This is a genomic window from Martinezella sp. CNPSo 3795, from assembly GCF_057784475.1.
Window position 1 is genome coordinate 25,270 of record NZ_JBXSOQ010000002.1, and the last position, 18,946, is coordinate 44,215.

At 60.2% G+C, this 18,946-nt stretch carries 15 protein-coding genes; 9 read left to right on the top strand and 6 right to left on the bottom strand.

Going from position 1 to position 18,946, the window contains the following annotated elements:
* Positions 1-96 precede the first annotated feature (96 nt).
* Positions 97-1,899 (top strand): CocE/NonD family hydrolase, encoded by a 1,803-nt coding sequence (locus AC13QY_RS05075; RefSeq protein WP_488492774.1) that lies wholly within the window; start codon positions 97-99, stop codon positions 1,897-1,899.
* 101 nt (positions 1,900-2,000) lie between these two features.
* Here the strand turns inward: AC13QY_RS05075 and AC13QY_RS05080 are convergent, their stop codons facing one another.
* Both AC13QY_RS05080 and AC13QY_RS05085 read right to left on the bottom strand, forming a co-directional pair.
* On the bottom strand, positions 2,001-2,531 hold the full coding sequence (locus AC13QY_RS05080; protein WP_488492775.1) for a hypothetical protein: 531 nt from the start codon (positions 2,529-2,531) through the stop codon (positions 2,001-2,003).
* 185 nt (positions 2,532-2,716) lie between these two features.
* Positions 2,717-3,571 carry an SDR family oxidoreductase gene (locus AC13QY_RS05085; RefSeq protein ID WP_488492776.1) on the bottom strand — a complete coding sequence of 285 codons (855 nt, stop codon included), beginning with the start codon at positions 3,569-3,571 and terminating at the stop codon, positions 2,717-2,719.
* Positions 3,572-3,707: 136 nt separating this feature from the next.
* On the opposite strand from AC13QY_RS05085, the gene AC13QY_RS05090 reads away from it, so the two are divergent.
* On the top strand, positions 3,708-4,055 hold the full coding sequence (locus tag AC13QY_RS05090) for a winged helix-turn-helix transcriptional regulator (RefSeq protein ID WP_069615063.1): 348 nt from the start codon (positions 3,708-3,710) through the stop codon (positions 4,053-4,055).
* A gap of 166 nt (positions 4,056-4,221) precedes the next feature.
* Here AC13QY_RS05090 and AC13QY_RS05095 read toward each other — a convergent pair whose 3' ends face one another.
* Positions 4,222-4,998 carry a helix-turn-helix transcriptional regulator gene (locus tag AC13QY_RS05095; RefSeq protein ID WP_113331334.1) on the bottom strand — a complete coding sequence of 259 codons (777 nt, stop codon included), beginning with the start codon at positions 4,996-4,998 and terminating at the stop codon, positions 4,222-4,224.
* A 111-nt stretch (positions 4,999-5,109) separates the two neighbouring features.
* Here AC13QY_RS05095 and AC13QY_RS05100 point away from each other — a divergent pair, with 111 nt between their 5' ends.
* The gene (locus tag AC13QY_RS05100) at positions 5,110-5,922 is read left to right on the top strand and encodes an alpha/beta fold hydrolase (RefSeq protein WP_488493382.1); all 813 of its coding nucleotides are present in this window, start codon (positions 5,110-5,112) and stop codon (positions 5,920-5,922) included.
* A 275-nt stretch (positions 5,923-6,197) separates the two neighbouring features.
* Here the strand turns inward: AC13QY_RS05100 and AC13QY_RS05105 are convergent, their stop codons facing one another.
* Positions 6,198-7,109, bottom strand: coding sequence for a LysR family transcriptional regulator (locus AC13QY_RS05105; RefSeq protein WP_488492777.1), 912 nt, complete (start codon positions 7,107-7,109; stop codon positions 6,198-6,200).
* A gap of 509 nt (positions 7,110-7,618) precedes the next feature.
* Between AC13QY_RS05105 and AC13QY_RS05110 the strand changes: the two genes are divergently transcribed.
* A complete protein-coding gene (locus tag AC13QY_RS05110; protein WP_488493383.1) occupies positions 7,619-8,545 on the top strand; it encodes an alpha/beta hydrolase in 927 nt (308 codons plus the stop codon).
* Between the two features lie 337 nt (positions 8,546-8,882).
* On the opposite strand, the gene AC13QY_RS05115 is transcribed toward AC13QY_RS05110, so the two are convergent.
* Positions 8,883-9,908 carry a LacI family DNA-binding transcriptional regulator gene (locus AC13QY_RS05115; protein ID WP_233788529.1) on the bottom strand — a complete coding sequence of 342 codons (1,026 nt, stop codon included), beginning with the start codon at positions 9,906-9,908 and terminating at the stop codon, positions 8,883-8,885.
* 156 nt (positions 9,909-10,064) lie between these two features.
* On the opposite strand from AC13QY_RS05115, the gene AC13QY_RS05120 reads away from it, so the two are divergent.
* The 4 genes from AC13QY_RS05120 (at position 10,065) to AC13QY_RS05135 (ending at position 16,068) form a co-directional block, all read left to right on the top strand.
* On the top strand, positions 10,065-12,806 hold the full coding sequence (locus AC13QY_RS05120) for a glycoside hydrolase family 2 protein (protein ID WP_488492778.1): 2,742 nt from the start codon (positions 10,065-10,067) through the stop codon (positions 12,804-12,806).
* A gap of 164 nt (positions 12,807-12,970) precedes the next feature.
* Positions 12,971-14,230, top strand: a complete 1,260-nt coding sequence (locus AC13QY_RS05125) for an extracellular solute-binding protein (RefSeq protein ID WP_488492779.1) — start codon at positions 12,971-12,973, stop codon at positions 14,228-14,230.
* A 66-nt stretch (positions 14,231-14,296) separates the two neighbouring features.
* A complete protein-coding gene (locus AC13QY_RS05130) occupies positions 14,297-15,190 on the top strand; it encodes a carbohydrate ABC transporter permease (RefSeq protein WP_488492780.1) in 894 nt (297 codons plus the stop codon).
* Positions 15,187-16,068 carry a carbohydrate ABC transporter permease gene (locus tag AC13QY_RS05135; RefSeq protein ID WP_488492781.1) on the top strand — a complete coding sequence of 294 codons (882 nt, stop codon included), beginning with the start codon at positions 15,187-15,189 and terminating at the stop codon, positions 16,066-16,068. Before AC13QY_RS05130 ends, AC13QY_RS05135 begins: the two co-directional genes overlap by 4 nt.
* Positions 16,069-16,717: 649 nt before the next feature.
* Here the strand turns inward: AC13QY_RS05135 and AC13QY_RS05140 are convergent.
* Positions 16,718-17,941 (bottom strand): multidrug effflux MFS transporter, encoded by a 1,224-nt coding sequence (locus AC13QY_RS05140; protein WP_145323006.1) that lies wholly within the window; start codon positions 17,939-17,941, stop codon positions 16,718-16,720.
* 97 nt (positions 17,942-18,038) lie between these two features.
* Here AC13QY_RS05140 and AC13QY_RS05145 point away from each other — a divergent pair, with 97 nt between their 5' ends.
* Positions 18,039-18,785 carry a TetR/AcrR family transcriptional regulator gene (locus tag AC13QY_RS05145; protein WP_488492782.1) on the top strand — a complete coding sequence of 249 codons (747 nt, stop codon included), beginning with the start codon at positions 18,039-18,041 and terminating at the stop codon, positions 18,783-18,785.
* Positions 18,786-18,946 lie beyond the last annotated feature (161 nt).

Genomic DNA, 18,946 nt, shown 5'->3' on the forward strand with positions numbered 1-18,946 from the left:
AAGCACACTCACATTCCTGCATGACTTCGGTCGCGGAACATCGCACGCGCCGAAGAACGCGTTGCTCGGCCTGCGGATAACAAAGGAAAACCTCCGATGCGATTGACCAAACTACTGCCCCTTGCCTTCACTCTCGCGCTCGCTTTTGCCAAGCCGAGCCTGGCGACGCCTGTCGCCTCCGGCGTTCCCGGGATGCTCTTCGACCATGATGTGCCGATCACCATGACCGATGGCCTGCAGCTGCGCGCCAACATCTATCGTCCGGAAAAGCCAGGCCGCTATCCGGTGCTGATGCTGATGGGACCCTACGGCAAGGATACGAGCCTCGCGGATGCGCCCGCCTACAAGACGTCGTGGGCGAAGCTGATCGCGAAATACCCCGATCTCTGCAAAAAATCCTCCTGCCGCTACATCCGCTTCGAGGCGCCCGATCCCGAACGCTGGGTCGCGAACGGCTATATCGTCATCCATGCCGATGTCCGCGGCGCCGGCGCCTCACCAGGCGTGCTCGATCCCTTCTCGCCGCGCGAAACGCAAGATTATGCGACGCTGATCACCTGGGCCGCGCACCAGCCCTGGAGCTCGGGAAAGGTCGGCCTACTGGGCACGTCATTCCAGGCGATCAATCAGTATCAGGTTGCCGCCTTACACCCTCAGGGTCTTGCGGCGATCCTGCCGTGGGAGGGAGCCTTCGATCAGTATCGCGAGATCGCCTACTATGGCGGGATCCTCAACGTCGCCTGGGAATATTGGTGGACCCATCAGGTGGTGCCTAACCAGAACGGCAATGCGGAAACGCCGCTCATCGACTCCATCGATGGCGGCAAGGATACGGGGGCGCCTCTCTCTCCTGATGTCTTGAAGCAAAACCGCGTCAATCCGGTCGAAGCCTTCGCCAAGCATCCGTTCGACGATGCCTATTATCGCGAGCAAACCCCGGACGGGAGCCGCGTCACGGTGCCACTGCTCGATGTCGCCAACTGGACGGACTGGAGCACGGCAGGCTATCTCGCCGCCGCAAGCAAGCGGAAGTGGCTGCGCATCCAGACCGGCGATCATCTGACGCCCTTCTATTCAGACGAAGCGCTCGCGCTGCAGAAACGCTTCTTCGATCACTTCCTCAAGGGCGAGAACAACGGATGGGAGAAGGAACCGCGGGTGGCTGTGCAGGTCCGTCGACCCGACGGAACCACGTGGCGCGGTGCCGCGGCATGGCCGCTGCCTGGAACGCAGTGGCAGCGTTATTATCTCGACGCGGCAAACGGATCGATGGACCCGGCGCTCGGAACCGCCGCACCCGCGGAGAAATCCTATCCCGGACAAGGCGACGGGCTGACGTTCACCTCCGCGCCGTTCACTGAGGAGACGGAGTTCACCGGCCCAATCGGCGTCAGGCTCTGGGTCGGTTCCTCCACAGCGGACATGGACATCTTCGCGGCCGTGCGGCTGATCGATCCCCAGGGCCGCGACGTCGCCTTCATGGGCAACAGCGACCCGAACGTGCCGCTCGGCCTCGGCTATCTGCGCGTGTCGCACCGAGCGGTCGATCCGGCGCGCTCGACCGAGTATGCTCCGTTCCATCCGCATCTGACGTCGGAGCCGATGACGCCTGGGCAGCTTTACCCGGTGGATGTGGAATTCACCGAACCGACGAGCATCGTCATTCCGAAGGGCTATCGCCTGGTCTTGACGATCCAGGGCAAGGATTTCGGCTACGGCCCGGGCGCCAACATCGTTCGCGCCAAGGACTACGATCTTCCGAACTCCAACAACTCCGGGCTGTTCTTCGCCGCGCATCCTAACCGCGACGCCACCCTCTATGGCGGGACGGATACGCTGGCGACGGGCGGAGAGCATGCATCCTATCTGCTGTTACCGCACATATCGACTCGCCGATGACAGGAGGCGATCAACCGCGTTCAACCCGCTGTCGTTTCGCGCTAAATCGGCTTCTTCCTCACCTTGTCTTACCAGCGGGGCTGATCACCGCGCATAGCAGATCAAGCGACACTGTTCGACCGAGCCCATCCGCGCCTGACAACCCATGCGATCGGCAACCCAAGACCGAACATATGGATCAGCAGGGCCGGCGCGAAGGGCATGGGCGTTACCGATGCGGGTGTCGTGAAGGCGCTGAGCGGCAATACGACAAACCCCATGAAGAAGAACAGGATGATGCCGAGCACAGGACCACCGATCCACGCCCAGCGGTTCACCACCGGCACCTGCCAGACGACCAGAGCGTAGACAACGGCTGGAACGACCGACACGAAAAAGTGGAGTAGCGTCCCCAAGACGAAGCCGGTCGCGCCCGCATAGGCAGCCATGCCCATCAGGCTGCTGGCTGCCAGTTGCATCTCAGGTACGATCCCAACGCCCCGGGACAGTTGCAGGATCAGAACGGGCACGAGAACGATCACGCCGGCAGTCAGTCCAGCGCTGAAACCGACTGAGACGGCGCGGGACAAATTGTGCTCCAGACGCGTTGTTGAAGACGTCGCCTTGTCGTTTGTTTGATATTTCGTGGGCATGGGGCAGCTCTCCGGATTAATCTTACGAGACGAATTGAACTTGATCGCGTTGATGAGTGGAACTTCCTCACCTCGCGGACACGTTGGTGTCACGCGAGCTTGCGAGGCTGGATGGAGGTCGGGCGGCTCCGCCCAACAGGAAACCATGGCCGTTCTGTCAACGTGACATCGCCTGAAGACCTGGCTCAGACGCGCAACGCGGCGGCGACCAGGCTCTGCAGCGAAGTGGTCGGACGACCGATCAACCGCCCTAACACACCACTATCGTCGAACAGCGCACCGCGCGAGGCAGCGGCGTCGGCATCGGCCAGAAGAGCGGCGAGGTCGCCTGGCAGGCCGGCGCCCGTCAGGACATCACGATAGGCAATCTCGGACAGGTCGTTGTAGACGACTGCCTTGCCCGACTGGCGCGAGACCTCTGCGGCAAGCTCAGCAAGGGTAAAGGCCTGGTCGGCTGCAAGCTCATAGGTCTTCCCGGCGTGCCCGTCAGTCGCCAGCACCACGGCTGCGGCTTCGGCATAGTCCTGCCGGGCCGCAGATGAGAAACGCCCATCCTTCGCGGCGCCGACGAAGGCGCCATGCTCTAGTGCTGCGGGGAGCGCCATAAGGTGGTTCTCGGTGTACCAGCCGTTGCGCAGGATCACCGTGGACAGCCCAGAGGCCGCGATGACCTCCTCTGTCTGGCGATGCTCGATTGCGAGCCTTGCCGGCGACGTGTCGGCGTGCAGCATGCTCGTATAGGCGATCAGCGAAACCCCGGCTTGCGTGGCCGCGTCGATCACGGCCCGGTGCCGCGGCAGGCGGCCTTTGACCTCGGTCGATGAGATCAGAAGCAGCTTTTCGATACCGGTTAGTGCCGGACCAAGCGTCTCGGGGCGGCTATAATCCGCCTCTCGCACGATTACGCCGCGCTCGGCAAGATCCTTGGCTTTTGCGGGATCGCGAACCGCCGCGACAATCCGGTTGGCGGGAATGGTTTTCAGCAGCGCCTCGATCACGAGGCGGCCGAGTTGTCCTGTTGCTCCAGTTACTGCGTACATAGGTCAGTCCATTTCGTGGTTGCAATGAATTCGATGGCCTTTACATAACGGCCATCGTTACCATGGGAAACCACGTATCTTGCGGTTACCTCTATTTTCCGGTAACCAACTGGAAACTGCCGCTGAAGGAAGGGCGATGGTACTCAAGGTACGAAAGAAGGTGGAGACGCCTCCGGGCTGCCCCATGTCGAAATGCATGGATCTCCTTGGCGGCTGCTGGACGCCGGAGGTGCTCTGGTCTTTAAGCGAAGGCCCGCGCCGATTTTCGGAATTGCGCCGGGACAATCCTTTCATCTCGGCGAAGGTGATGACGAGCAGGCTGCGGGATCTCGAACAGCGCGGCGTCCTCACGCGCAAGGTTTTACCGACATCACCGCCCACGGTGGAATATGAGTTGACCGAGTTGGGGAAGGAGCTCCTCCCCGCGATCAGATCCATCGTTGAGGTCGGCACGCGCCTGCTGTTGCGTGATTCTACCTCCTAGAGTCACTGACGGCAAAAAAGCACATCGATCGCGCGACCCCAGTCGCACTTTCCAACGATGCTCACTTGCAGCCGGTGACATCAGGGAACGCGCCGGCGATGAAGGACGCCGCCCCCTCCAATCTGACGATGCGGCAGCCGCTTGACCGCAAGATCTCGAAACGAAGTTAAGCGTCGGCTCTTGCGTAAATGGCAAGCTTCAGCGCTGGATTATCGTTTGCTTGGAAAGTGGCAAACTTGAACTTCAGATCGCCCTGAATCGGGTGGGCCAGCGTCTTGACGCCCGAGACCGGTGCTCCCACGTCGTGAGAGGTCCACCATTGACTGAATTCCGGGCAGCGGTTGTGCAGTTGTTCGACCAAGCTACCGAACGCCGCATCTCCCGCCCACAGATCATGGGAGACCCGAAACAGCGATATCATGCGGCGCGCCTCGTCTTCCCAGGTCTCGCCGAAAAGCCGCCTCGCTGCGGGATCCGTCAACATGTAAAGGAGGATATTTCGTTCTTCAGCCGGAAGCAGCCCAAAGTCGGTGAAAAGATGCGCAGCCGCATCATTCCACGCCAGGATATCCCAGCGTTGCCCGAGCACGTAGGCGGGCTGCTGGAGGCTCGCCACCAGATGGTTAATCGTCTCTGGGACAACCTCCGTTTCGAAGGCTTTACGGTCCGGTGTTTCGGCAAGGGCGCGCAGATGAGAGAGCTCGGCACTGCTGAGGCGAAGTGCCTGTCCCAACGCGGAAATCGTCGAGGCGGAAGGTGAAACCGCTCGCCCTTGCTCGAGCTTTACATACCATTCAACGCTGATCCCGGCCAGTTGCGCCACCTCGTCACGACGAAGTCCTGGCGCTCGCCTGCGACGCAAGCTGTTGAGCCCAACGTCGTGAGGTCGGAGCTTCGCCCGCCGCGACCGGAGAAACTCGCCCAATTGCTTACTGCCGCGCATAGCATCTTCTTTGGTGGCTCTACATTGTACCAGTATCATACCGGCTCTTGTTGCGCGCGCCCTTTTGCCAGAAATACCCTTCGACAAAGAAACAGCGAAGAAGGCGCTCTCATGAAAACCGATGTAGATGGAACAAGCTGGAACTGGGTCAGGCAGGGAAGGCGTGGGGCGCCCGTTGTCGCCCTGATCCATGCGGTCGGGCTGGATCTCTCCCTTTGGAAGGCGCAGATGCAGATCCTGACGCAGAACTATGATGTGATCGCAGTTGATCTCCCCGGGCACGGCCAGTCGGCCGCTCCACCTGTAGACTGGAGCTTCGAGAAAGCGGCGGCTGGGATCGTGGCTGTCCTCGATGACGCAGAAGTACGAGCAGCACATCTGATTGGCCTGTCGATCGGGGGGATGATCGCGCAAGAGGTTGCCGTTTCGCACCCCGCCCGCGTTCGATCATTGATGCTCCTCGCGACCGCAGCCACTTTTCCGGATGAAGCGCGCGCTGCCATGCGACAGCACGCAGCCCTGGCGGAGGCGCAGGGTATGGACGCCGTTCGGCCGTTTGTTCATTATTGGATCGCCAGTGAGACGGCTCGGGATCGACCTGATGTCGTCGATCGCATCACTTTGAGTCTGATGCGTCTCGATGCAGCCGACTACGCGTTGATTTGGCGAATGATCGCCGGCTTCGACGCTTCGGCACGCTTGAGCGCGGTTCGATGCCCGACCGTTGTGCTCGTCGGCGACCGCGACCTCAACACACCGGAGCCTTATGCCGTCTCGCTTACCGCTGCCATCCCGCAGGCCAATACTATTGTCCTGCCCGGAGCAGCGCACTTAATCCCCCTCGACATTCCCAACGAAACATCCTCGACAATTGAAAATTGGCTGGCGCATACGGAAACGAACCTGGGGGAAAATGCGCTGTAGATGCGCATGGATCGTACTCTCGAACGATGGTTCGCTGCCAAGCTGAACATGGCGTGCACGAGGCAACGAAACGGCCAATGATGGGCCATGACCGCTAGGGCGGGATTCCTCAGCCGCCAATGATCGGATAGCAAAGGTGGCCGGATCGTAGAATCGGTGTGCTCCATACTGCTTGCTAGCCTTCAGGCTGATCAGTCTTAAGGCCGAGCGCGAATTTGATCCCGGGCGGGATGAGGCTTCATCTCGCCCATCTACGTTTTCAACCTGACCATTACTCAGTTGGAGGGAAGATAGGTGCGTCCCTTCAGAAACGCGACGAACGCGCGCAATGCCGCTGATTGATGGCGCCTGCTCGGAAAGTAGAGATAAAGCGCCTCCAGCGGCGAAGACCATTCGGGCAGGACCCGTGACAACTTTCCAGCGGCCAGGAGGTCGGACACGCTCGCAGCCGGAGCGCTGACAATTCCTAAGCCCCTTACAGTCAGCTCGATCTGTGAGGCGAGATCGTGAACGATCGTTGCCGCGGGCGGCGCGATCTGTACGGTCTCGCCTGCGGATTGCAGGATCCATGGTATGATCAAGCCGGTCGTCTGACTGCGGCACACCACGGCGCGGTGACCGAGCAGATCGCTTGGGAGATTTGGTATCCCTCGGGCATGAAGATAGGCAGGTGAAGCGACGAGAACGGCTTCTGACTTCGGGGCGACTGGAACTGCCACCATGTCCTTCTCGAGGCAATTGCCATAGCGTAATCCTGCGTCGTAGCCTTGCTTGACGATGTCGATCATGCGCGCCTCGACCGCGATCTCGAGCTCCACCTCAGGATAGGTGTCCTGAAAAGCCGCCAGTGCTGCGGCGATGAGCAGGTCGAAGGGCGCGCGCGGCATGGTGAGGCGCAAGGGGCCAGCTGGCCGACCACCCCGTCGTGCGGCCTCCTCCGCCGCTCGCCTCAATTGCGACAGGGCAGGAGCCGCCGCCAGCAGATAGTCGGTACCGACTTCCGTCAAACTCAAACTGCGGGTCGAGCGGCGCAAAAGCGGCGTGCCGAGACGCTCCTCGAGGCTTCGGATCGCCTGGCTGGCCGCGGATGGAGAGATGCCGAGACGCCGCGCTGCTTCGGAAAAGCTACCAGCTTCGGCCACGGCGACAAACACAGCCACGCCTTCGAGGATATTTTTCTGTCGCAAGTGATCCACCTTGAAGTTTTGCTTCATACTTCATGTGTGATTTCAGGCCTAATCGCAAGCATGTGCTCGGCGTACGGTTGCGCATGCCTACGATCCAACACCATCCCGTCGAAGGTCCGATCCTGATCGGGCATCCCGACCAACGGTCCATCCCCCTCGTGACCAGGGGTATCGCATATGAGCGGAGATCGCCGCTGTCCCCCTTCTCCCCAGCGGGGAGAAGGTGCCGCCAGGCGGATGAGGGGGTGCCTGCCAAGACCACCAAAATCCATGAATTCAAAGCGATAACCCCCTCATCCGACCCTTCGGGCCACCTTCTCCCCAAGGGGAGAAGGAGCTTATGGTGCTCATCCGCCTCCATATGCGATAGCCCTGCCCTCGTGACCGACGCGGCCGTCCTGGCGGGCGCAGCGGGGGGAATGCTCTCATCAACGCTGGTTTCCCGCACCTTCAGCACGCCCCGTCAGACAACGCATTACATCGAATGCGGGCCGGCCGACGGACCGCTGATGATCTTCCTCCACGGCTGGCCGAGCATAGGTCTGATGTGGCGCGCCCAGATGAACGCCTTCGCCGCCGACGGGTGGCGCTGCATCGCTCCTGATCTTCGCGGCTTTGGCAGCTCTTTCGCACCTGCAGCCAACGATGCCTATGCCATCGAGGAAATCGTGGCGGACATGGCGGAGCTCCATGATCACCTTGGCCGCGAGGCTGCAATCTGGGTTGGCCACGACTGGGGCAGCATCGTAGCCAGTGCGTTGGCCGCGCATGAGCCGAAACGCTGCCGTGGCGTCGTACTGATCTCGTGGGCGTATTTTCCCGACGGGAACGCCCTGCCTACGCTCGTTGCGCTGGTCGATCGAACAATTTACCCCGCCGACCAATATCCGGACGGCCAATGGGACTACTATCGGTACTACACGACGCATTTCGATACGGCGGTGGCTGACCTCGACGCGGACGCGGAAGCATCGTTGGCATCGATCTTTCGATCGGGCAGCCCTGCCGCCGTCGGCGAGGTTTCGCCATCCGCGAAAGTCACCCGCAACGGTGGGCGCTTTGGCGCCGCACACCGAGCCCCGCCCACTCGGCCTGACCCGGCACTGTGGCCGCCGGCGGACTTCGAAGAGCTGGTGCACGCGTTCAAGCTTCGCGGCTTCCTCCCTACCTGCGCGTTGTATCTGAACGGTGATGCCAACACCGTCTACGCGCGCGGGGCGCCCAATGGGGGCCGACTGTCGCAGCCGGTGCTGTTCGTCAACGGCGACTTCGATCAGATCTGCAGCATCAACGGAAATCGTCAGGGCGACCCGATGCGTGCAGCCTGCCGAGACCTTACCGTGGCGAGTCTGTCCTGCGGGCATTGGCTGCCGTTGGAGCGCAAGGAAGAACTCATCCAGGTCATCCGACGCTGGCTCCAGAGCAAAAAACTCTAATGGCGGCATACGAAGCAGCTTGAACGAACACTCAGGCGAGCAACGGTGCTGTATGTCGACAGGCCCCGTGGCGGTGCTCCACTTTCTCACCAACCACGAACACGACCCCCCGGCTGAACTGAGCGAATTCCTCGTCAACGCCTCGGAGCGGATGGAAGGCTTCCGTGGGGTGGATGGAGTGTTTTCGCGAATCCCGCAGACGATCGCGATGCGCAAACGGGCCATTACCGCTTCGCTCTTCTTTACGGACCTCAGCCAGGGCAGCATCTCACTCATATGTCGTCGCTCAGGCGCATCTGGGGCCGACCATGCCCAAGGAGCTGTCCCTTCATCGCACTCAAGGCGGCGGCCCGACGGAAGCGCGAAGGATCAACTGGCACTCCATCTTCAGCCTCACTGGTGGCTTCTTCGGCTGCATCACCTTTTCCAAAAGCTCGGAGACTGCCCAGCGGCCCATATCCTCGTGCGGCAGCTTCAATGTTGTGAGCGGCGGCAGGATTTTTCGAGCGAGACTTTCATCGTCGAAACCGACGACCGAAATGTCGTCGGGAATCCTCAACCCACGCATCCTGATCGCATCATAGGCGCCCATCGCGACCCGGTCGGAAAAGCAGAAAACCGCCGTCGGCGGCAACGGCAGATCGAGGAGCTGCAGCATCTTTTCCCGCCCGAGATCGAGGGACCAGGCTTCCGAAAGGATCAGTTCCGGATCGACGGCGATATCGTAGGTGGTCAGCGCCTGGCGATAGCCGCTCAGGCGATCGCGCGCCGCTTCAAGCCGCTGCCTGCCGGCATCGATCATGGCGATGCGGCGATGGCCGGCCTTGATCAAGACTTCCGTCGCCGCATAACCGCCGGCATGATCGCCTGGAATGATCGAAGAGAACTCGGCCCGCTGCTGGTGGCAATTCAAAAGGACGGCTGGATAGTTGCCAAGGTTGGAAGGCAGGACCGGCGCTAGCTGGGTGATGAGCGTGGCGTAGATTACGCCGACGATCTGGCGCCGTCCGAGATAGTCGAGAATGGATTCGGCGAATTCGACTTGTCCGCCCGTCACGACGGTGAACGCCGCCAAACCCTGCTCTTCCGCCGCGCTCCGAACACCTTCTATCAGCGGCGCAGCATGCTGCGAGGCCATGAGATCGTCTATCAGCAAAACGATGATGCCGCCGATCGGGTCATTGGCCGGCGCTGTCTTCTGGTAGCCAAGTTCCGCGGCGACAGCCAGCACGCGCTCGCGCACTTTCTCCGAGACCCTCTTGCCGGGAGCCTCGTTCAGCACCAGTGAAACCGTCGCATGCGAAACGCCGACCTGCGAGGCGATATCGGACATGGTCGGTCGTTTCGTCGTCTTGTCGTTCACTCGGTTTCTTTCTCGGACTCAAGGGCAGTCTGCACGCACGTTAGGAAATCTGACGGACAATGTGAAGCTACGGCCCTTGCGGAAGTTAAGTTTATAAGTTACGAAACTTTCGTGTAACTTATTTTGTGACTTAATCCAACCGAAAAGCTCGTGGCCATGACCATCGCCTCCCGCCGTTTCGCCGATACCCGTTCCGGGCCGCGTGCGCGCCTGTCTCTCGACGGAACCTGGGACTTTCAGCTGGAAGGGCGGACGCCGACGACGATCGCCGTGCCTGCGCCCTGGCAGGCTCATTTTCCGGATCTGCGTGCCGCGGCCGGCGTGGCAACCTATTCCCGCGCCTTCACCGTGCCGCAGGAATGGCTTGGCCGTCAGGTCATCGTGCATTTCGGCGCCGTGAACTATTTCGCCGAAGTATCGGTCAACGGCCGCGCGCTCGGTTCTCACGAAGGAGGCTATCTGCCCTTCGAATTCGTCATCCCTTTCGATCTGTTGACCGGCGAGTTGCGTCTGGATGTGAAGGTTACGCTGCCAAGCGCCGATGCCCGAGCCTTCCCGGATTTCCCGTTCGACGAGATCCCGCACGGCAAGCAAAGCTGGTACGGAATGCTGGGTGGCATCTGGCAATCGGTCTGGCTGGAATGCCGCAGCGAGGCGCATATCACCCACCAGGCCATTCGCGCCGATCTCGCAACGGGCGATGTCGCTATCGATGTCGAGCTGGCAGCGGCTTTTACCGGCGCCTTGAAGATCACGATTCTGGATCGTAAGGGTGCGGTCGCAGCTTCGAGCGAATTTGCGCTCAACGACAAGGCCCGGTTTTTGGCTGCGCTCAAGGTCGCCGATGTCGAAGCTTGGTCGCTCGACGATCCCGCTCTTTATCGGGCCGTTGCCGAGCTATCCGAGGGGGGCAACGTTATCGATGCCGCCGAGGAGAATTTCGGTTTTCGCACCTTCGAGGCAAGGGATGGAAAGTTCTTTCTGAACGGGCACCCCTTCTACATGCGCGGCGCGCTGGATCAGGATTATTATCCCGAGGGCATCTATGCGCCGCCGTCGCTGGAATTTCTGGAGGATCAGGCACGCAAGTCGAAGGAACTCGGCCTCAACCTCCTGCGCTGTCATATCAAGGCTCCCGATCCACGCTACTACGATGTGGCGGACCGGTTTGGCCTGCTGGTCTGGACGGAAATTCCAAACATTCAGACCTTCACCGAGAAATCAGCGAAGCGCCTGCTCGATACGATGGAAGGAATCCTGCGCCGCGACGGCAATCACCCTTCCATCGTGATCTGGACCATCATCAACGAGGATTGGGGAACACGCCTCGTCGAAAGCGCCGATCAGCGAGCCTGGTTGGAAGGCGCCTATCACTGGCTGAAGAGGATGGACCCGACACGGCTGGTCGTCGACAATTCCGCCTGCATTCCGAACTTCCATGTCGTCTCCGACATAGACGACTATCACTATTACGCCTCGGTTCCGGAAATGGCACGCGAATGGACCGACTGGGTATCGGCTTTCGCCGCGCGGCCCGCGTGGTCCTATTCGCCGAACGGCGATGCGAGACGGCGCGGCGACGAGCCGCTCGTCGTCTCCGAGTTCGGCGTGTGGGGTCTGCCGCATCCCGAAAAGCTCAAGCAGGACGGCAAGGAACCTTTCTGGTTCATCAATGGCCTGGAGTGGGACAGCGACGGCGCGACCTATCCGCATGGCGTCGAACAGCGCTTCCGCACCTATCAGTTCGACAAGGTCTTTCCGTCCTTCAGCTCCTTCATCGAAGACACGCAGTGGCATCAGTTCAATGCGCTCAAATTCGAAATCGAGGAGATGCGCCGCCATGCCTCCATTCAGGGCTATGTCATCACGGAGCTGACCGATTTGCACTGGGAAGCCAATGGCCTGATGGACATGCAGCGCAATACGCGCGCCTACCACAATCGCTTCCACGAGATTAACACGGATGTCGTCATCATCCCGCGCATGCAGCGTTATGCCGTGTGGGCAGGCGATACGGCGAGCGTGGAGCTCGAAATCTCGACCGGCGGCAAGGCAATCCACGCGGCCGAACTGAGCTGGAGCGTCGATGGGACGGACGCCGGAAAGATGGCGATCCCGGCTATTAGCGCGACCTCGGTGCATCATCTACCGGCAATTTCTCTGCCCTTCACCGCCACCATGGCCGGCGGTCAGGTCAGCATCCTGTTTACGATCACCGCCAGCGGCAAGGAGATTGCGCGCAACAGCTTGGACGTCAGCGTCTATGGCAGCCGCTCGAAGCCGGCCCTTTCCGTCTTCTCGGCCGAACCCGCGATCGCGCAATATCTGACTGCGCTTGGCTATGCGGTTGTCGAGGCCGGTAAGGCGGACGTGCGGGTCGCGTCCTCTCTCAGTCAGGCCGATATCGACGCCATGGAGCACGGCGCCCATTATGTGTCTCTCGCCGATGTGGGCCCGCTGCCGTTCGGCAATCTGCGCAACGATCAACCGAACTGGAACTATCCGACCGGCGGCGATCGCGGGCAATCCATGCCGCAGATGCGCGTCACCGAACGCAACGGCACCATCTGGAAAGGCAATTGGGTCACGGGCTTCAGCTGGGTGAAGCGTTCGGGAAAATTCGAGCGCATGCCGGGCGGCCCGTTGACCGATCTCTCCTTCGTCGGCGTCAACCCGAACCGCGTCATCACCGGCTTTCGGCCGATCCATTTCGACGGCTTGGTGCACGCGGGCACGATGGTGGGCTGGATCCACAAGCCATGTGCAACCATTGCCGAGAGGAAGGTTGGCGCCGGCCGTATCGTCGCCACGACCTTCGGCCTGATGCGCGAAGCGGCCGGTGTCGATCCCGTGGCGGCAACCTTGCTTGATTGCATCATCGAGACGGCAGCCGGATAGGTGGCCAAAAGATTGAACCGCCGCATATGACCGGGAGGACGTCGAGGCGGTCCAGATAGTTGCAAGGGGATATAACGCGGCTCGTTGGCCGCCGCGCGAGGCATAAGGGCCGCCCAGCGAAGAGCGGCCCGGGAGGAAGAGAGAAACAGCCTGGAGGAGAGAGAATGCGTAACCTGTTGAGAACATCGATCGCGGCGTTAGCCCTCATGACTGCCTTTCCGGCATTCGCGGTCGAAAACGTCGTCTGGTGGGACTTTCTGTCCGGAGGCGACGGCGTGCGGATGAAGGCGCTGATCCAGCGTTTCAACCAGGAGCACAAGGACAAGATCCAGATCACGGGCACGACGCTCGAATGGGGTATTCCCTACTACACCAAGCTGCAGACCTCCGCGGCTGTCGGTCAGGGACCGGACATCGCAACCTACCACCTCTCGCGTCTGGCGGGCGCGATTTCCGCAAAGACAGTGTCGCCCATCGATCCGAAAGAGCTGGAGGCGGTCGGCCTGAAGGATGGCGACTATCCTCCAAACGCGATTGCCGCCTCCACGGTCGACAACGTGCGTTACGCCGTTCCCTTCGATGTCCACGGTGAAGTGCTCTACTACAACAAAACGGTGCTGAAGGACCTCGGCGCGCTGGGCCAGGATGGCAAACCGACTGGTATCGACACGCTGGAAGGCTGGCGCGCGGTGCTGGCAAAGGCCAAGGACGCTGGAAAGAACGGCGTCGTCATCTCCTCCTCCAACGGCGATCTGCGGGATATCTACACCCTGTTCGGTCAAGAAGGCGGTCAGCTGACGGAGAACGGCAAGTTTCTCCAGGGCGACAATTTCGAGAAGATGGAAAAGGCCTACAACGAAGTTACCGATTGGGTGAAGCAAGGTTGGGCGCAGCCTTACATCGACACGGAAACCATCACCCCCACCTTTATCGCCGGACAGTCCGCCTTCTTCCTGAACGGCAATTGGGAACTGCCGACGATGGAAACGGAAGTCGCCAAAGGCAACGGCTTCGACTATGGCATGATCAACATTCCGGCCTGGATGGGCAAAGCCGCCAACTGGTCGGACTCGCACTCCTTCGTCATTCCCAACAATGTCGGCAAGACCATGACGCCGGAAAAACGCGCCGCGGTTCTCGAAGTCATCCGGTGGATGAACGTGAATTCGCTGGAATGGGCCGCCGCCGGCCATATCCCGGCCTATCTGCCGGTCAGCACCTCGGCCGCCTACAAGGCGCTCAAGCCACAGGCAGACTATGCCGCCATGGCGCTCAATGCCTTCTACATGCCGAAGACGCCGCTGACGGGCGCGGCTTCCAAATTCGATGACGATTGGCAAAACATGGCGTCCGGACCGCTCAACGGCGAAGGCGATGTGAAGGAAACGCTCGAGAAGTTTCGTGATCACATGAACTCTCAATGACGTTTTCTTCAACGGCCCCGGGGCTCCTCCCGGTCCCCGGGGCTGCATTAACCAGAGAGGTGACGGATGGCCGCGGTCAGCAACAGAAAACAGGATACCATAGTTGCAGCGCTGCTGGTCGCACCGGCAGTCATCGCGTTTCTGGTGATATTCGCTTATCCGACATGGCGGATGGTGGCGATGAGCCTCACCAACGCGCCGCTGATCGGCCCCGGCGAATGGATAGGCCTGGATAATTACGTTCGCCAGCTTTCGTCACCGCAGTTTCAAAAAGCACTTCTGAACACGCTTTACTTCATCGCCTTGACCGTCGTTCCCGGCACATGTCTCGCGCTTTTCATCGCCATGGGCATCAATCGCCTGAGCGGCCGAATACAAATGCTTGTGCTTGCCTGCTTTTTTCTCCCATCGATTCTGCCGGTTTCGGTTGTGACGCAGATCTGGACCTGGATCGCCAACATGCAATACGGCGTCCTCCAGATCGTCATCGGTCTCTTCACCGGCGGCCGGCCGCTACCGGTCCTGCGCTCGCCGACTTACTTCATGCCCTCGGTTGCAGTCGTCACGATCTGGTGGACGATCGGATTTAACATCCTTCTCTTTCTTGCCGGATTGCGCAGCATCTCACCCGATGTCTACGAGGCCGCTGCGCTCGACAACGCTAGTCGCTGGCGTGTCTTTTCAAAAATTACCTGGCCGCTGATCTGGCCGGTCACCGCGCTTGTGCTGACATTGCAGCTGATCCTGCAATTCAAAATCTTCGCGCAGCCGTACCTGCTGGGATATTTCGCGCATACGCCGGCAGACGCACAATCGGTTATGATGACGATCATCTACGATCTGGCTTTCAAGCAGAACAAGGGCGGTGAGGGTGCGGCCGTCGCCACCATCCTGTTCGTGATCATCCTCATTGCCTCGGTCCTGCAATATCAATTCCTGCGCGCGCGAGGCCCGAAATGAGCGTGCTGACGACGAACTCCCCCATAGAGTTGACCGCATCGACGAACGCAATCGCCTCGCGCGGCTGGAGCAGCCGCGCTCTGACCGCACTGACTGCATTTGGGGCGCTGATCTGGTTCTTTCCACTTTACTGGGCGGTCGTGACTTCGCTGAAATCCGACACAGAGGTGGTCAGCCGAAATCCCGGGCTCTTCCCGAAAGCGCCGACGCTCGAGCCATATCGCTACGTGATCGACCATTCAAGCATCGTGCAATGGTACCTGAATTCGGTCGGCACATCGGCGATCATCGCGGTTCTGGTGCTGATCATGAGCGCTTGCTGCGCCTATGCGCTCAGCCAGATCCAGTTCCCCGGCCGCCGCCTCATCTATGGGGCCCTCATCGCTTCCGTAATGGTGCCGGCGGAAGCGCTGATCATCAACCATTTCGTGCTGATGAACGCCTTCGGACTGATCAACACCTGGGGCGGCATTGTCCTCCCACAACTCGTCGTGCCGTCCGTTATCATCATCCTCAAACAATTCTTCGATCAGGTTCCGAAGGAATTCCATGAAGCGGCGATGCTCGACAATGCTGGTCATCTGCGCACGCTCTGGAAGATCTATGTTCCCATCAACTGGGGCGTGATAACCGCATTGGGGATCACCACCTTCATCGCGGCATGGAACAATTTCCTGTGGCCTTTCCTGGTCGCAACCTCCGATGCCACGATTACCATCCCTGTCGGCATCACGCAGGTAAAGGACGTCTTCGGCGTTCGTTTCGCCAAGGACATGGCCGCCGCTGTTCTGGCTGGCCTTCCCGTCGCCATTCTCTACCTTGTCTTTCAGAAGCAGATCACGCGCGCGATCATGCTTTCGGCCGGAATAAAGGGATAGCAGCCCGCGCGATGGCGGAACGGGGTTGCTGGAAATTTCTCCGATCATTCGAGGCTATGTGATCAGTGCGATAACGTCAAAACATGACCGCGGTGGACTCGCCTGAAGTCGCGGGAAGGATCTGCAACCAAGCGTCTTGGCCATGCGCGAGAGAGAAGACGGCGCAGTCTGGCAGACTGTGTTGCGAAAGGCCAAGACGCCGAAAGATTATCGACGGCATCGTGTTTGAATTGTGAAGTCGCCGCCTACATGCCGCAGGTCCAGTTCCTGAGACGAGAGGAACAACGTCGCCGAGTTTCGGGAGGGGCGCGAAAAATTGTTGTTGCCCGCGGGCGTTGGCATCACCCCTGCCTGGACATCGGTTCGCAGACTTTCGACAGAAGGTGAGCATCAGCTCACCACACCGACGGATACCGTGCCGTTGATCGGATTCGAACCGGTGACGCCTCGCTCAGATAGGTACTGCCGCGCACGCAATGACCGGCCTCATCAGACCGAGCCAGGCATCGCGTTCGTACCAATCGCGCGCCAACACAAGCAGTGTGTCCCTTTCTTCCAAGCATACCACCCCTTGGGCGGCACAGTTTGCTCGCCGAAGAGGGCTCGGTGAAGCGGCCTGCACCAGGCGCTGCAATAGGCCCAGCAGGATCTATTCGGCGGCCACCACATGCCTGCTCTTCAGCACCGCGATCGAAAGGAGGAGCACGATGGCCGAGCAGATGGCAACGACGGCTACCATCGGTCTCGCCGTGCCATCCATGAACATGCCGCTGACGCCAACCACCAGCGCCGACGTCATGAACTGGACCGTCCCCATCATCGCCGAGGCCGTGCCGGCGATACGACCATGATGTTCAAGCGCTAGTACCGCCGCATTCGGCACGATCATTCCAAGAAAGGCATAGCCCGCAAACAGGAAGGCAGCCATGATGTCTAGGCGATCGACTCCGCCGGCCATCAGGACGGCCAGCGCCACCATCGTCAGCGCATAACCAGATACCGCACCGCGAATCACCTTACGCAAACCAATCCGGCGGGCAAGCCAGCCGTTCATCTGCGACATGCCAATGAAGCCAATGGCGTTCACGGAAAAGACCACGCTGTAAAAGCTCGGAGAGAGCCCGTAATGGCCGATGAGCACGAAGGAGGAGTTGGCGACATAAATCATGTAGCTGGACATCCCAAAGGAAGCCATCAGCACCAGACCGAGATAATACGGGTCCCTAACGAGTGTTCCATAGGCCTTCAACGCCCCGCCGAGGCTGCTCTCACTGCGCGCCGCAACCGGACGGGTCTCCTCGAGGAAAAAGCGGCCCGCGACAAAGCCGACAGCGCCGGCGAAGACCATGACCCAAAAGATCAGCCGCCAGTTCCCGAACACCGTCACGATGCTGCCCGCGAGCGGCGCCAGGATGGGTGAGATACTGAAGACCAGCATAAGCCGCGACATCAGTTGCGCCGCGGCCGCTCCCGTATGCAGGTCGCGCACGATGGCGCGGGCAATCACGACGCCGGCACAGGCGCCGGTGCCCTGAATGAAACGGAAGGCGACCAGCCAGCTAATATCGGTGGAGAGCGCGCAGCCGATCGCGCCGAGGATGTAGAGCGCCAGACCGACATAGAGAGGCCGTTTACGACCAAACATGTCCGACAGCGGACCGTAGATAATCTGCGACACGGCCATGGCGGCGAAGAAGGAGATCAGGCTTGCCTGGACTGCATGGCTGTCGGCGTGAAGATCCAGACTGATCGTCGGCAACGCGGGTAGATACATGTCGAGGGCGAAGAGACCGACGGCTGAAAGAAGGCCCAGGACGATCGCATGGTGGGAGCCGCTAGCCCTGGGGGATGAAACGTAATCCTTGCTCTGCACGGAAAGACCTTTCCCGCACACGACATTCCCCGGACGAAGCAAGGCCTCATACAAAAAGCATGTGACGGGGATTGAGTGGGCGATTATAGATAGGACGGTGGAACGACGGAAATGGTTCAATGCGGAGCCCGTCATTCCTGTAAAATATTTTGGACAGTATTGTCCAATTAGTCAAGTCCTATATGGTGGTGTCATGAAAACTTCGCCCGCGGCGGTTTCTTCCGAGATAGAGAGTCCGCCCGCCACCAGCAAACGTCAGGCAATCCTGAAGGCGGCCGCAGACGTTTTTGCCGAGGAGGGGTTTGCGGCGGCGAGCATCGATGCCATCGCAGCAAGAGCCGGCGTGTCGCGTCAGACGGTGTACAATCAACTCGGCGACAAGGATAATCTGTTCAAGGTCGTGGTTGCAGAGATCACCGAGAAGTCGAGCGCCGACTTCTTTCGGGTGTTGGACACATTTCCCGTGGCGCCTGTCGATCTCGAAAAGGAACTGACCGAATTTTCATCGCTGCTCCTGCGCAAGGCAGTCTGCGATTCGAATGGTCGCTGGCTACGCAAGCTCCTTGAGACGGAAGGCGGTAGATTTCCCGAACTGTTCGAGACCTGGAAGGAATACGGACCGGGCAAGAAATACCCAGCCATCGCGGCTCGGCTTGCGCAGCTCGCGCTGGCTGGCCATCTCGACATAGAGGATCCGGCACTTGCCGCACGGCAGTACATGGCGCTACTCGCGACAGATCTACGGATTAACCAACAGATCGGCCGTCCAACTGCAGAGGAAGAAATCCATCGTATGGCAAGAGAGGCGACAAAGACCTTTCTGCGCGCATTCGGCAAGCGCTAACGGCATCGCGTCGGGAGACCGAACGTCATTCCGTTGAGGCGCGCGCCCGCGGCATTGCCTCGACAATCGCGGTGCAAGATTCTGTTCTCTATCTCTTCGATATTTTGATCATTGCATCATGCTCGGGAACAAGGCAGCATATTGTTTCGTGGCGCAGCAGA